Origin of the sequence: Pseudomonas sp. P7758 (assembly GCF_013386485.1) — a bacterium.
Classification (GTDB): Bacteria; Pseudomonadota; Gammaproteobacteria; order Pseudomonadales; family Pseudomonadaceae; genus Aquipseudomonas.
Map to the genome: position 1 here is coordinate 1 of NZ_JACARS010000108.1, position 14,285 is coordinate 14,285.

The window sequence follows — 14,285 nt, forward strand, 5'->3', positions numbered from 1 at the left end:
GAGTTGGTGCGGGAATTGGCCGGGAGGGGTTATCGCCTGGGTATCCTGACGCGCAATGCACGGGAGCTGGCCCATGTGACATTGCAGGCGATCGGCCTCGCGGACTGCTTTGCGGCCGAGGATGTGTTGGGGCGTGATGATGCGCCGCCCAAGCCTGACCCGGGTGGTTTGTTGAAGCTGGCGCGAGCGTGGGAAGTGGCGCCGCAAGAGATGGTGATGGTCGGTGATTACCGGTTTGATCTGGATTGCGGGCGGGCGGCGGGGACGAAGACTGTGCTGGTCAATCTGCCGGAAAACCCGTGGCCGGAACTGGCGGATTGGCATGCCGAAGATTGCGCGGTATTGCGCCGGATGATTTAGTCCGGTCGATGAAAATTCAATGTGGGAGCGGGCTTGCTCGCGAACGCGGTGTGTCAGTCAATACATAGGCTGACTGATCCACCGCATTCGCGAGCAAGCCCGCTCCCACATTTTTGATCCGGTTTCTTCAGTGGTTATTGGAACAGTACTTTCTGCCCTTCAGGCGACGTAAACATCTTGTCCCCGTTATGCCCAACCCCCGGCACTTCCACCAGCTTGTGGCCCAACTGCGGGTGCCGCTGCTTGAGGTAGTCAAAATAATTGTGCCCGCGAATCAAGCGATACGCGCCCTGGGTTTCAGCGCCGCAGCTCTTGTCCAGCGCCGGGTGATTCGGGTCGGTGTCCTGCTGGCCCAACAAGTAAGTGACATTACGCGAAACGTAAGCCTGCTCCAGCTGCTCGGCACTTTGCCCCTTGGCGTAGGCCGGCAGGTTTTGCATGCCGTACTTCCAGTCGTTGAAGCCCGGGCAACTGGCAACATCGAATTTCACCGGACGCTGTGGGCTGAAGTACGCGTAGGACGACGGGTTGGCCACCACATAACGCAGGCTGATGCCTTCGGTTTGCAGCAGCGGGTGATCATGCCCGGTCAGCGCAAAACGCTGCACCACCTGGCCGCCACCGGAATGGCCGGCCACCACGATTTCCTTCAGGTTCGGGAACAGCTTGCGGTTGCCCAGGTGCTTGATGATCTGGTCCAGCGCGCCGTAGGAGCTGATCTGGCCCGGGCCTGTGGACGGCTCGCCGGCCATCCAGTCGTTACTGTTCCAGCGCAGGGTCTGGCTGTCGATCTGGTTGCGCTTGAGGTCGGTCTGGTTGAGGAACTGTGGCGCAATCACCAGGGTATTGGCGTTTTGTCCTGCGGCTTCGGCCGCTTTTTCGCCGCTGTCCAGGTAGGTCATCGCGTTGCGCAGGCGACCATGCACGATGATCAGCGCGCGGGTAACTTGAGGCAGCGGCTGGCGCCAGTCCTGGCTCAAGCCGACGCTCAGGTCGCCGGCATCCAGGTGAAAACGATCGGGACTGACCACCTTGACGCCGTGTTCGGCAGCCCAGGTGGAGGAGGAACAGGTGATCAACAAACCTAACAGCAGACCCAGTCGTTTATTCATTTAAAGGCTCTTGGCGGTAAAGGTGTCGCATTGAGTGATCTGGCCCTGGGCGAAGCCGGTCTTGAACCAGCGAACCCGCTGTGCCGAGGTGCCGTGGGTAAACGAGTCAGGCACCACGCGGCCCTGGCCCTGTTGCTGCAAGCGGTCATCGCCAATCGCGTTGGCCGCATTCAGTGCTTCTTCAATGTCGCCGGGCTCCAGCCAGTTCAGGCGCTTTTGCGCGCGGTTGGCCCACACCCCGGCGAAGCAGTCGGCTTGCAGCTCCTGGCGCACCAGCAGGCCGCCGTCGCCTTGCATCTGCCGGCCTTGCTGGCGGGCTGCCTGAATCTTCGCCGAGATGCCCAGCAGCGTCTGCACGTGATGTCCGACTTCATGAGCGATCACGTAGGCCTGGGCGAAGTCGCCGGCGGCCTTGAAGCGCTGGGACATTTCCCGGAAGAAATCCAGGTCCAGGTATACCTGTTGGTCTGCCGGGCAATAGAACGGCCCGCTGGCGGACGTGGCGCCACCGCAGGCGGAGTTCACCCGGCCGCGGAACAGGATCAGTTTGGGGTTCTTGTAGGTCAGGCCGTTTTCCTGGAACACCTGGGCCCAGGTGTCTTCGGTGTCGCCGAGTACGGCGCGCACGAAGTCGGCTTGTTCATCATTGGCCGGCGGCGCCTGGCGGGTTTGCGGGCTGACGGAGGGCGCTTGCTCGGTGAGCTGGCCGCTGAGTTGCCCGAGAATCTGCATCGGGTCCTGGCCGGTCAGCCAGCCGATGCCGACGATCAGCACGATGGCCGTCAGGCTCAGGCCCTTGCCGCCCCCAAAACGCATGCCACCGCCACCGCCGCCGCTGTCATCGCGGGCGTCTACCACGTTGTCGCTGCGTCGGCCTTTTTTCCATAGCATGTGGCAATCCTCTTTGTGAACCTGCAGCTCAGTGTTGTTGGTGTGTAGGGTTGGCGCCAGTCCGGCTGTCTGACGATGCTAAACGCTGCGTCGTCCGATCTGTATGAAGCTTGTGTCAGTCGCGGCAATACCCTTCGCCGGTGTCGACGATCAGGCAGTCCTTCTTGTCGGCCAGCCATTTCAGGCCAGTGGCTTCGCCGTCGCCAGCGCTCAGGATCTGCGGGCCGTCCGGGCGTTCAAAGGTGATGCCGTCTTCGGATGCCTGGCCCTTGAAGGTGCCGGAATCGTCGTCATCCAGGCCGTATTTCATGGTCAGTACATAGTGGCCGCGGCCGATGCTGTCGTCCTTGGCGATGGTCAGGTTCAGGCCTTCGACGCCAATCCACTTGCCGACCCATTTGTCGGTGGGCAGCACTTGCGGTACCAACGTTGCCTGGACAGACGGCGGGGCGGGCGTCTTGGCTGTCTCGGCTTGCTTGTCGCAGGCGCTGAGCAGCGTCAGGGTCGAAAGAATCAACAGGGTTTTTTTCATGGTGAGAAAGCCTTGGTTAAAAAACGCGCAGTGGGCGGGGCGGCGTGAAGCGTTGGACTGGAAAACCGCAATTTAGTGCGCTGTTCGAACAGTGTTTGGTTATGCTCTTGAGCGAGGCGCTTTACCCGTTCTAGATTATGCCGCGGTATGCGGCGGTCATTTCAGCCTGCCACTCAAGAGAATGCAATGACCCTCAGTACCCCACTTTCCGGCGTCAACCACCCGCTCAAAGGCATTTTGCTGATTGTGGTGGCGACCTTTCTGTTTTCCAGCCACGACGCGCTGTCCAAATACCTGGCCGGGTTCTACCCGATCGTGATGGTGGTGTGGGCCCGCTACCTGGTGCACACGCTGTTGATGGCCGGGATCTTCCTGCCGCAATCGGGCCTGCGGGTGCTGCGCAGCAAACGCCCTTTGCTGCAAGTGGCGCGGGCCTTGTGCCTGCTGGGCACCAGCCTGTTCTTTACGGCGGCGCTGCACTTTATCCCGTTGGCCGAAGCCACGGCGGTCAACTTTCTTGCGCCGATCCTGGTCACCGCGTTGTCGGTGCCGCTGTTGGGTGAGCACGTGACCCGCGGCCAATGGCTGGCGGTGATTTGCGGGTTTATCGGGGTGCTGATCATTGTGCACCCGGGCGGTGAGCTGTTCACCCCCGCGGTGTTGTTGCCGCTGACGTCGGCGTTGTTCTTCTGCTTCTACCAACTGCTCACCCGCATCCTCAGCAAGTACGACACCCCCACCACCAGCAACTTCTTCGCCGGGCTGTGCAACACCTTGGTGATGAGTGCGCTGGTGCCGTTCTTCTGGCAGGTGCCGAGCCTGTGGCACGGGGTGCTGATGCTGGCGCTGGGCACTTGCGGGATGACCGCACACTTGATGCTGACCCAGGCCTTCCGCTTCGCAGCGCCGGCCCTGCTGGCGCCGTTCGGCTATTGCCAGATCGTGTTTGCGGGGTTGTTGGGCTGGCTGGTGTTCAACCACACCCCGGACCTGACCACCGTGGTCGGGATCGGGGTGATTTGCCTGAGCGGGTTGGCCGCTGCCTGGCAGCAGCGGCGCAGGTAGGAAACTCAGACCTCGACGGTCGGAATCTTGCGCGGCGCCATGAAGTACATCCAGATCAGCGCGATGAAGTACATCGCCGGAATCAGGGTGAACAGCACGGTGTAGTTGTTGTTGGTCACGGTCAGGATATGGCCGACGATCTGGGTCATGAACATCCCGCCGATGGCCGCGCACATGCCGCCAAAACCAAACACCGTACTCATCATGTGCTTGGGCGTGTAGTCCATCACCAGGCTCCAGATGTTGGCGGTCCAGGCCTGGTGCGCGCCGATGGCCAGGGAAATCGCAAACACCGCGACCCACAGGTGGCTGGAGCCGGCGGCCATGATCACTCCGACGATGCAGCAGGCAAACAGCAACATCGACAGCAGCCGCGCCTTGATCGGGTTCATCCCGCGTCCGATCAGGAACGAAGACAGAATCCCACCGCCGATGCTGCCGAAGTCCGCCGTCAGGTAAATGATGATCAGCGGAATGCCCATCTGGGTCACGTTGATGCCCAGGTTGTATTGCTGATTCAGGAACGGCGGCAGCCAGTACAGGTAGAACCAGAACACCGGCGCGGTCATCGAGTAGGCGAGGGCGAAGGCCCAGGTGCCGCGCATCCGCAGGATCCGGCTGAACGGTACGCGGGGTTGTTCCGGTTCGACTTCCTGTTGCACGTAGTCCAGTTCCGATTGCTTCACGCTTGGATGGTCTTCCGGGTTGTAGTACTTCAAGCCCCAGAGCACCAGCCAGATCCCGCCCAGTGCCGACATGCACAGGAACGCCGCCTGCCAGCCCCACACGTGGAGGATCAGCGGCAGCAGCATCGGCGTCATCATCGCGCCGACGTTGGTGCCGGCGTTGAAGATCCCGGTGGCCACGGCACGCTCGCCAGCGGGGAACCACAGGCGGGTGGTCTTGACGCAGGCCGGGTAGTTGGCGGCTTCGGTCAGCCCGAGAATGAACCGGCAGACCATAAAGCCCACCGCCGAGGTGGCCAGGCCATGGGCGCCGGTGGCCAGGCTCCACAGCAGCACCGCGCAGAAGAACACGCGCTTGACGCCGACCCGGTCGATCAACCGGCCTTGCAGCACAAAGCCGATGGCGTAACCCACCTGGAACCAGAAGTTGATGTTGGCGTAGTCCATCGCCGTCCAGCTCATTTCCTTGGCCAGGATCGGTTGCATCACGCCGAGGGCGGCGCGGTCGATGTAGTTCAGGGTGGTGGCGAAAAACACCAGGGCCAGCATGCCCCAGCGGGTTTTACCGACAGCCATGGCGCCACGGATTTTGTCACCGATGCCGCTATGGGGATTGCTGTGGCCCACGGCCACGGCGGGATTTTGCGAAGGCATGAGGAAGTACCCGTTTTTTTGAAATTTTTATGGTGTGTTCAGGGTCTTGGTTAACCGAGGCCGCTCAATGGAAGCGGGGCTCAATGTGCTGTCGATGGTGCGCAGCGGCTAAAAAATCGTCAATTCGCCGATTGCCATTCTGTTCGATAATCGCCCATAAAACTAACCGGTTCGTACATTTCAATTGCTGTGATGAACCTGGCGGCCAATAATTTGCCGTAAACAAGACATGCCTCAATGCCGGGAGTCGCCCCATGCAACGCTCCATCGCCACCGTTTCCTTGAGCGGAACCTTGCCGGAAAAACTCGAAGCCATCGCGGCTGCCGGGTTTGATGGCGTGGAAATCTTCGAAAACGATCTGCTGTATTACGACGGCAGTCCGCGTGAAGTTAGGCAAATGTGCGCCGACCTCGGCATTGTCATCACCTTGTTCCAGCCGTTCCGGGACTTTGAGGGCTGCCGCCGCGACCGCCTGACACGCAACCTGGAGCGGGCCGAGCGCAAGTTCGACTTGATGCAGGAGCTGGGCACCGACCTGGTGTTGGTGTGCAGTAACGCGTCAGCCGATTCCGTGGGCGATGAAAGCATTCTGCTGGATGACCTGAGCCTGCTGGCCGAACACGCTGGCCGCCGGGGCTTGCGCATCGGCTATGAAGCGCTGGCCTGGGGCCGGCACGTCAACACCTGGCAGCAGGTGTGGAACCTGGTGCGCAAGATCGATCATCCGAGCCTGGGCGTGTTGCTCGACAGCTTCCACACCCTGTCTCTCAAGGGCGACCCGAGTGCGATTGCCGAGATTCCCGGCGACAAGATTTTCTTTGTGCAGATGGCCGATGCGCCGATCCTCGCGATGGATGTACTGGAATGGAGCCGGCATTTCCGCTGCTTCCCAGGCCAGGGCGAGTTCGACCTGGCGGGCTTTCTCGCCCCGATCATCAAGAGTGGCTACACCGGGCCGTTGTCCCTGGAAATCTTCAACGACGGCTTCCGCGCCGCGCCGACCCGGGCGAATGCCGCCGACGGCCTGCGCTCGCTGCTGTACCTCGAAGAGAAAACCCGCCAGCGATTGGAGCAAGAAGCGACGCCGGTCCCCGAGATCCTGTTTGAAACCCCGGCCGCCAGCGAATACGACGGCATCGAATTCCTGGAATTTGCCGTGGATGAAAACCTCGGTGCCAAGCTCACTTCATGGCTGGAGCGCCTGGGCTTCGTCAAGGCCGGGCAGCATCGATCCAAGAGCGTCAGCCTGTTGCGCCAGGGCGATATCAACCTGATCCTCAATTGCGAACCCTATTCCTTCGCCCATAACTTCTTCGAGGCCCACGGCCCGTCGTTGTGCGCCACGGCGATCCGGGTAAAGGACAGCGCCAAGGCCCTGGAGCGGGCGGTGGCCTACAAGGGCCAGCCGTATCGTGGGCTGGTCGGCCCCAACGAGCTGGAGCTGGCAGCGGTGCGCGCACCGGATGGCAGCCTGATCTACCTGGTGGACCAGCACGAAGGCGGCCTCTACGACACCGACTTCAACCTGCAACCGGCGAACGCCGCCAGCGGCGGCCTGCTGCGCATCGACCACATGGCCATGGCCTTGCCCGCCGACAGCCTCGACAGTTGGGTGTTGTTCTACAAAAGCTCGCTGGATTTCGAAGCCGACGACGAAGTGGTGCTGCCGGATCCCTATGGCCTGGTGAAAAGCCGGGCACTGCGCAGCCGTTGCAGCTCGATTCGCCTGCCGCTGAATATTTCCGAGAACCGCAACACCGCGATTTCCCACGCGCTGTCGAGCTATCGCGGCTCGGGCGTGCACCACATTGCCTTCGACTGCGCGGACATTTTCGCCGAGGTCAGCCGGGCCAAGGATGCGGGCGTGCCGCTGCTGGATATCCCGCTGAACTATTACGATGACCTGGCGGCACGGTTTGATTTCGATGACGAGTTCCTCAGCCAGCTCGCGTATTACAACGTGCTGTACGACCGCGATGCCCAGGGCGGTGAACTGTTTCACGTTTATACCGAACCGTTCGAGGGCCGGTTTTTCTTCGAGATCATCCAGCGCAAGAACGGTTACGCCGGCTACGGTGCGGCCAACGTGGCGGTGCGCCTGGCGGCCATGGCCAAGTCCCGCAGCGGTGCGGTGCGCCAGGCCAGGTTGTAAGGTGCCGGCGCTTCCTTCGGCGTGCGGCGCGGCCCATAATCAGCGCCTGCACCTAAGGCCGTGAGCGCACCATGACCCTGACCTCCGAGCTTCCCGCCGCGGCCACCGCACCGCGCAAGAGCCGCAAGAACAACCCGGAAAAGACCCGCGAGAACATTCTCCAGGAAGCCATCGTCGAGTTTGTCACCCAGGGCCTTTCCGGCGCCCGGGTGGACGCGATCGCGGAGCGTATCCAGACCTCCAAGCGCATGATCTATTACTACTTCGGCAGCAAGGAGCAGCTCTACGTCGAGGTGCTGGAGAAACTCTACGGCGACATTCGCAACACCGAGACACGGATGAACCTGACGGCCCTGGAGCCCCGGGAAGCGATCCGCCGGCTGGTGGAATTCACCTTTGATCACCACGATCAGAACGTGGATTTTGTGCGCATCGTGAGCATCGAGAACATCCACAACGCCGAGTATGTAAAGCAGTCGACGTCGATCAAGGCGATGAACAGCAACATCCTCGAAGCCCTTGGCACCACGTTGCGCCGGGGCGCCGAGTTGGGGTTGTTCCGGGAAGGGCTGGAGCCGCTGGACGTGCACTTGCTGATCAACTCGTTCAGCTTCTACCGGGTGTCGAACCGCCACACCTTCAGCGAGATCTTTCAGATCGAGTTGTCGGATGAGGCGGTCAAGCAGCGGCATCGGGCGATGATCTGCGAGTCGGTGTTGCGCTACCTGCAGGCTTGAGTTCAACACCGAGCAAAATGTGGGAGCGGGCTTGCTCGCGAAGGCGGTGGGTCAGTAAAACATCCGGTGGCTGACACTCCGCATTCGCGAGCAAGCCCGCTCCCACATTTCTAATCCGGTTTCTACAGTTGGGTGGTCATGCTCTGGAAGTGCGCGAGCATGCGCTCTGCATCCGCCACTTCGCCAGTGAACAACTCAAACGCCTTCACCGCCTGAAACACCGCCATGTTGCCGCCATCCAGGGTGCGGCAACCCAGGGCGCGGGCGTTGCGCAGCAGTTCGGTTTCCAGTGGGAAGTAGACGATCTCCGCTACCCACAAGTCGGCGCGCAAGGTGCCCAACGGCACCGGCATGCCCGGCAGCTTGGCCATGCCCATTGGCGTAGTATTCACCAGGCCATCGGCTTCGGCCATGGCGCTTTCCAGGTCATTGCCGGCCTGCGCCCGGCCGGCACCGAAATGCTGGTTTAGGTTGTCTGCCAGGCTGCGGGCACGTTCGGCGTCCATGTCGAAAATGCTCAAGCGTTCCACGCATTCACCCAGCAGCGCATGGGCGACTGCCGCCCCGGCGCCGCCCGCGCCCATCTGCACCACGAACTTGCGAGCCACATCACTCAAGCCCCGGCGAAAGCCTTCGGCAAAGCCCAGGCAGTCGGTGTTGTGGCCGATGCGTTTACCGTCGCAAAGCACCACGGTGTTCACCGCGCCGATGCCCCGCGCTTCGGGCGACAGTTCGTCCAGCAGCGGCAGGATCGCCTGCTTGCACGGGTAGGTGATGTTCAAACCGGTGAAGTTCATCTGTTCGGCCGCCATCAACAGGTCGGGCAGGGCGCGGGTATCCACCTGTAGCCGGTCGAGGTCGATCAGGCGATAGAGGTAACGCAGGCCCTGGGCATCGCCTTCATGCTCATGCAGGGCCGGGGTGCGGGAAGCCTGGATGCCGGCGCCTATCAGGCCGGCCAGAATTCGACGTTTGGACACCGCGCTCATCCCTTCAAGGTCTTGCTGAAATGTTCGAGGGCGAGGTGATAACCGTGGCTGCCAAACCCGGCCAGCACCGCCTTGGCAATCGGCGACACGAACGAGTGATGACGGAACGCTTCCCGGGCATGCACGTTGGACAAATGCACTTCGATCACCGGTACTTCACTGGCCACCAGCGCGTCGCGGATCGCCACCGAAGTGTGGGTCCAGGCTGCCGGGTTGATCACGATGCCGGCGCAACGGGCGCGGGCGCCGTGGATCCAGTCCAGCAATTCGCCTTCGTGGTTGGTCTGGCGGAATTCGACTTTCAGGCCCAGTTGCTCGGCGCTGCGGCCACACAGGGCAGCAAGGTCGGCCAGGGTTTCATGGCCATAAGTGGCGGGCTCGCGAGTGCCGAGCAGGTTGAGGTTGGGGCCGTTGAGCACCAGCACGATGGGCGGCATAGAGGGTTCTCCACTGTTGTTTTTATGTAGGTCGATAAAATGTACTGAATGGTTAATTTGGTCAATCGCGTGGGTGGGAACCGTTCGATTACCGAACGCTGAATGAAAACCACCGTTGTGTGGATCAGAGTTGATATCAATTGAAAATCATTCTCGACAACGCTTAAGATGCCCGCCTGTTTCCTTAACATTCCAGGGAGTCGGTTTGTCGGACGTGGATCTCAAAGGCCTGTTTCTCAAGCACGCCGATACTCTGCGCGGGTATCTCGCACGCAAGGTACGGGACCCGCAGTTGGCCGCAGACCTGGTGCAGGAGAGTTTCCTGCGCCTGGCGCAAAAGCCGGCCGGCGAGCGCATCGACAACTCCCAGGGCTATCTCTATCGCACGGCCGGCAATCTGCTGATCGACCATATCCGCCAGGAGGCGCGGCGCAAGACCGACTCCGTGCCCCATGAGGCGCTGGCCGAGATTGAAGATGAAATGGCCGGGTTGGAGGCTCAGGCGATGGCGCAGCAACAGCGGCAGGCATTGAAGCAGGCACTGGCGGAATTGCCGGAGCGTACCCGGCAGATTTTCCGTCTCAACCGGATCGAGGGCATGACCCATGCCCAGGTCGCGCGCCACCTGGGCATTTCCGACAGCTCAGTGCAAAAGCACCTGGCCAAGGCGCTGGCGTATGTCATGCAGCGTTTGCAGGAAGGTGAGGCGGGGCCGTCCGACGAATGAATTACCGACAAATCTGGGGTCAGACGTCACAGCGTTATATAACGAAAAATTCGAGATTCACACGTGAATAGCCCGGGTCCGCAACAGCACAGCATTACCGAGGCGGCTGCCGATTGGGCGGTGCGCCTGCACGCCGGCGCCCTGACCGATCAGGAGCAGGCCGAGCTGCGCCAATGGATCGCCAGAGACAGCCGCCATGAAGCGGCGCTGCGTTTTGCCGAGCAGACGTGGGCGGCGCTGGGCGAGGTGCATCGCGATGAGACGGTGCATCGCCAGCGGCCGCCCGCTACCGCTGCGCCGGTGCGCGGCCCTCGTCGGCGCAGGCCGTGGCGCATGGCGGCGAGTGTTGCGCTGTTGCTGGTGGTGGCGGGCGTCGGCTGGGTGCGCGGGCCTGAGGCGCTGCTGCAGGTGCAGGCCGATTACTTCACCCAAAAAGGCGAAGTGCGCACCGTGCACCTGGCGGACGGCAGCAGCGTGCAACTGGATTCTGCGAGTGCGATCAAGCTGGATTTTGACGGTGTGCAGCGGCGCATCAGCCTGATCAAAGGCTCGGCCATCTTTGATGTGGCGCCCATGGCCGGTGAGGAAAAAAGACCGTTCGTGGTGCACAGCGCCAGCGGGCAAACCCGTGCCCTGGGCACGCGGTTTGTGGTCGAGCGTGAGGACGACCGGCAGGCCTGGGTCGGAGTGTTGCAGCACAGTGTGGCCGTCACGCTGCAGGCGCTGCCGCAGAAAGCAACTGTGCTCAAGGAAGGCCAGGCTGCGCGCTACAGCCCGGAGAACGGCGTGGTCGCCCTCGACGACTTCGACCTGGAGCGCGCCACCAGTTGGCGTCGCGGTGTGCTGATCTTCGACCGCTTGCCGCTGGCCAAGGTCATCGAACAGCTCAACCGCTACCGGCCGGGCAAGGTGGTGCTGACCAATGCCGACCTCGGCACCCGTGAAGTCAGCGGCGTGTTCCGCCTCGATATGCTCGACACGGCCCTCGGCACCCTGACCGAAGAATTACAGGTGCAGCGCTTTGATCTGGCGGGGCTGAGCCTGATCTATTGATGGGGTCGCCGGGCCCCGTTTACGCCCTTTGAAAAAACTTTCAAAAAAGCCTTACTGAGTTCCGACGCCTGATACGTCCTGTTAAGTGAGAAGTATTCGCATAAACAAGAATGGTCAGCGAAGGGATAACGTCGATGTCTGCAATCACCAAGGGGCGCAACACCGGTAGCCGGTTGGCCCTTGCCATCCACCTGGGGCTGTTAGCCTCCGCCTGCCAGGTGCAGGCCGCCGAGGCGCCAGTCGGTGAATCACAGCCTGTCACGTTGACGTTTGATATTGCGGCGCAACCCTTGGGCCTTGCCGTACTGACGTTCGCCGACCAGGCCGGGTTGCAAGTGTTGTTCGACAGCGCGCGCCTGCAAGGCCTCACCAGCACCGCGCTCAAGGGCCGTTACAGCGCCCAGGAAGGCCTCGGCCGATTGGTGGGCAGTGCACCGGTGGAATACCGCTTTACCGGGGACCGGCAGGTGACGCTGACTCGCGTCGGCGCCGACCATGACGGTGCGCTGACCGTGGGCACCACCACCATCACCGGCAACACCAACGGCAAGCCAAGCGACTGGGTGTACGACACACCGCGCTCGGTGGCCGTGATCAGTCGCGAGCAGATCGACAAACGCCCACCACGCCATGCCGCCGACATGCTCGAAGAAACCGCCGGCGTGTACACCGCCGTCAACCAGCGTGACCCGGGCCTGTCGGTGAACATCCGCGGCGTGCAGGACTACGGCCGGGTCAACATGAACATCGACGGCATGCGCCAGAACTTCAACGTCAACGGCCACCAGCAGCGCAACGGCACGATGTTGATCGACCCGGAATTCATCTCCAGCATCGAAATCGACAAGGGCAGCCAGTCCGGGCAGGGCGGTGCTGCCGTGTTGGGCGGGATTGCATCCTTCAAGACCCTGGAGGCCAGTGAGTTCCTGGCCGATGGCAAGGACTATGGCGGGCGTCTGCGTGCCGGTAGCGGGATTGGTGAACTGGGTAACGGCACCTATTTCAACGGCAGCGGTGTGTTTGCCTTTGGCGACGAGCGCGGCGACGTGCTGCTGGGGTACAGCGAACGGCATTTTGGCGACTACCGCGCCGGTACTCACAACGACCAGAAACTGGGTACTCATTTGCGCGCTCGTGACTCCCAGCCTGCGGCCTTCGACGATTGGCTGAACAGTGAGGTCGGTGACACCGGCAGCGTGACCCGCTCGCAAATCGTCAAGTTCGGCCTGAACCTGCCCAATGACCAACGGGTGCAACTGAGCTACCTGGAAAGTGACAGCGACAGCAATGACGCGTGGGCCTACACCGCCCCGGATAACCAGAGCGTGTACTACCAGCGCGTCAGCAAGAACAACCTCAATGCCAGGAACGTCGGACTGGATTATCGCTACACGCCGGATAACCCGCTGATCGATTTCAAGGCCAAGGTCTACTACGTCACCACACAGATGGACCGGGACAATGCGCCCAACACCGCGTCGCTGACCTCCGGCAACTATGTGGCGGGCTACACGGATCATTTTCAGACCGATACCTGGGGTGTACAGGGCGACAACACATCGCGGTTCGACTTCGATGCGTTGGGTCATGTGAGTTGGAACTACGGCGTGGAGGTGTATCAAGACAAGTTCAAGCCCAGTACCAACAAGGTCGAGGCCACCAACCTTTCCGGCCTGTTGCCTTACGTTGAAGGCGGGACGCCCGGTGGCAAACGCACCATCGCCAGCCTGTTCAACAACCTGCAGTACGAATATGGCGACTGGCTGACGCTGGATGCGGGCTTGCGGTACGACCGCTATCGGCTGGAAGGGGTCACCGGGATGACGCTGTACCGGCGCGATCGGTTCTACAGCAGCACGGTAGGTGCCAAGCGTGTCGAGGAGGTTTTCGACATTGATAGAGAAGAGGGCCAGTTCTCTCCCACGTTCGGTATCGGCATAAAGCCGGGGCTGGACTGGATGCAACTCTACGCCCGCTGGGGCAAGGGCTGGCGCCCGCCGGCGGTGACGGAAACCTTCATGACCGGGCGTCCTCACGGTGGCAGCTCATCAGAGCGGGTGTTTCCCAACCCGTTCCTGAAACCCGAAGAGTCGCGGGACTGGGAAATGGGCGTGAACGTATTCAAAGAGGGACTGCTGTTCGGTGACGACCGCCTGGGCATGAAGGTGGCTTACTTCGATACCCGGATCGAGAACTTCTCTTTCCTCAATCACAGCGTCAGTTTGCCGGAGACCTCCGTCGGCGGTTTTCTCGGCACGATGGCGTACGTCAATAACACCAACCCCACGCGCTTTCGGGGGGTGGAGTACCAGCTCAACTACGACATGGGGCGGGCGTACGCCAACCTTAGTTACACCCACATGATCGGCAGTAATGAGTTCTGCTCGAAGAACTATTACATGGGCGGGGCGAAGAAGAACGGGCCGTCCACCACACGCTATGAACGCTACACCCGGCCAAACGGCACGATCGGCCTGCGCCCGGTGACCACGTATGAGGTGCTGGACGACGATGTCGCCAACAACAAGGAAAGCTGTGGCCGGATCATGGGCAACGCCACCTATATGCCGGCTGATCGCGGCTCGCTGACCCTCGGCGCGCGCTTCCTGGAAAAGCGACTCGATATGGGCGTCCGCGTGCGCTACAGCTCAGGCAATGGCGAGAACCTCGACTCACAAGGTTATGACTTCATCGACCAGGCGCTATGGCCCCAGTACACCCTCTATGACCTGTACGCCAGCTACTGGATGACCGAGCAATTGAACATCGCCCTGGCGCTGGAAAACGCCACCGATGAGGCCTACTTCGTTGCCATGGGGGACGCCAATAACCTGAGCCTGGCGCGCGGGCGAACGTTGAGCGGGATGCTCGAATACAAGTTCTGATCAA

General features: G+C 61.5%; 13 protein-coding genes. 7 read left to right on the forward strand and 6 right to left on the reverse strand.

Annotated features, from left to right (window positions below):
• On the forward strand, positions 1 to 360 hold a 360-nt coding region (locus HX873_RS22485; protein WP_177123221.1), incomplete at its 5' end, for an HAD family hydrolase.
• A 134-nt stretch (positions 361 to 494) separates the two neighbouring features.
• On the opposite strand, the gene HX873_RS22490 is transcribed toward HX873_RS22485, so the two are convergent.
• From HX873_RS22490 to HX873_RS22500, 3 genes are all read right to left on the reverse strand, one after another.
• A complete protein-coding gene (locus HX873_RS22490) occupies positions 495 to 1,472 on the reverse strand; it encodes a hypothetical protein (protein ID WP_003215523.1) in 978 nt (325 codons plus the stop codon).
• Complete coding sequence (locus tag HX873_RS22495) at positions 1,473 to 2,363, reverse strand: neutral zinc metallopeptidase (protein WP_003215526.1); 891 nt, start codon at positions 2,361 to 2,363, stop codon at positions 1,473 to 1,475.
• A gap of 115 nt (positions 2,364 to 2,478) precedes the next feature.
• Positions 2,479 to 2,895 (reverse strand): hypothetical protein, encoded by a 417-nt coding sequence (locus HX873_RS22500; protein ID WP_003215528.1) that lies wholly within the window; start codon positions 2,893 to 2,895, stop codon positions 2,479 to 2,481.
• 186 nt (positions 2,896 to 3,081) lie between these two features.
• Between HX873_RS22500 and HX873_RS22505 the strand changes: the two genes are divergently transcribed.
• Positions 3,082 to 3,960, forward strand: a complete 879-nt coding sequence (locus tag HX873_RS22505; protein ID WP_003215531.1) for a DMT family transporter — start codon at positions 3,082 to 3,084, stop codon at positions 3,958 to 3,960.
• A 5-nt stretch (positions 3,961 to 3,965) separates the two neighbouring features.
• Here HX873_RS22505 and HX873_RS22510 read toward each other — a convergent pair whose 3' ends face one another.
• A complete protein-coding gene (locus tag HX873_RS22510) occupies positions 3,966 to 5,300 on the reverse strand; it encodes an MFS transporter (RefSeq protein ID WP_003215533.1) in 1,335 nt (444 codons plus the stop codon).
• Positions 5,301 to 5,554: 254 nt separating this feature from the next.
• On the opposite strand from HX873_RS22510, the gene quiC reads away from it, so the two are divergent.
• Positions 5,555 to 7,453 carry a 3-dehydroshikimate dehydratase QuiC gene (gene quiC / locus HX873_RS22515; RefSeq protein WP_177123222.1) on the forward strand — a complete coding sequence of 633 codons (1,899 nt, stop codon included), beginning with the start codon at positions 5,555 to 5,557 and terminating at the stop codon, positions 7,451 to 7,453.
• 71 nt (positions 7,454 to 7,524) lie between these two features.
• Positions 7,525 to 8,190, forward strand: coding sequence for a TetR/AcrR family transcriptional regulator (locus tag HX873_RS22520; protein WP_003215538.1), 666 nt, complete (start codon positions 7,525 to 7,527; stop codon positions 8,188 to 8,190).
• Between the two features lie 122 nt (positions 8,191 to 8,312).
• Here the strand turns inward: HX873_RS22520 and HX873_RS22525 are convergent, their stop codons facing one another.
• Both HX873_RS22525 and aroQ read right to left on the reverse strand, forming a co-directional pair.
• Positions 8,313 to 9,179, reverse strand: coding sequence for a shikimate dehydrogenase (locus tag HX873_RS22525; RefSeq protein ID WP_177123223.1), 867 nt, complete (start codon positions 9,177 to 9,179; stop codon positions 8,313 to 8,315).
• Positions 9,176 to 9,616 (reverse strand): type II 3-dehydroquinate dehydratase, encoded by a 441-nt coding sequence (gene aroQ / locus HX873_RS22530; RefSeq protein ID WP_087693554.1) that lies wholly within the window; start codon positions 9,614 to 9,616, stop codon positions 9,176 to 9,178. Before aroQ ends, HX873_RS22525 begins: the two co-directional genes overlap by 4 nt.
• Positions 9,617 to 9,821: 205 nt before the next feature.
• On the opposite strand from aroQ, the gene HX873_RS22535 reads away from it, so the two are divergent.
• The 3 genes from HX873_RS22535 to HX873_RS22545 all read left to right on the forward strand — a co-directional run bounded on the left by HX873_RS22535 (position 9,822) and on the right by HX873_RS22545 (position 14,281).
• Entirely contained in the window at positions 9,822 to 10,343 is a 522-nt protein-coding gene (locus HX873_RS22535) for an RNA polymerase sigma factor (protein WP_003215543.1), read from the forward strand.
• A 63-nt stretch (positions 10,344 to 10,406) separates the two neighbouring features.
• Entirely contained in the window at positions 10,407 to 11,396 is a 990-nt protein-coding gene (locus tag HX873_RS22540) for a FecR family protein (protein ID WP_003215545.1), read from the forward strand.
• A 134-nt stretch (positions 11,397 to 11,530) separates the two neighbouring features.
• Positions 11,531 to 14,281 (forward strand): TonB-dependent receptor, encoded by a 2,751-nt coding sequence (locus HX873_RS22545; protein ID WP_177123224.1) that lies wholly within the window; start codon positions 11,531 to 11,533, stop codon positions 14,279 to 14,281.
• Positions 14,282 to 14,285 lie beyond the last annotated feature (4 nt).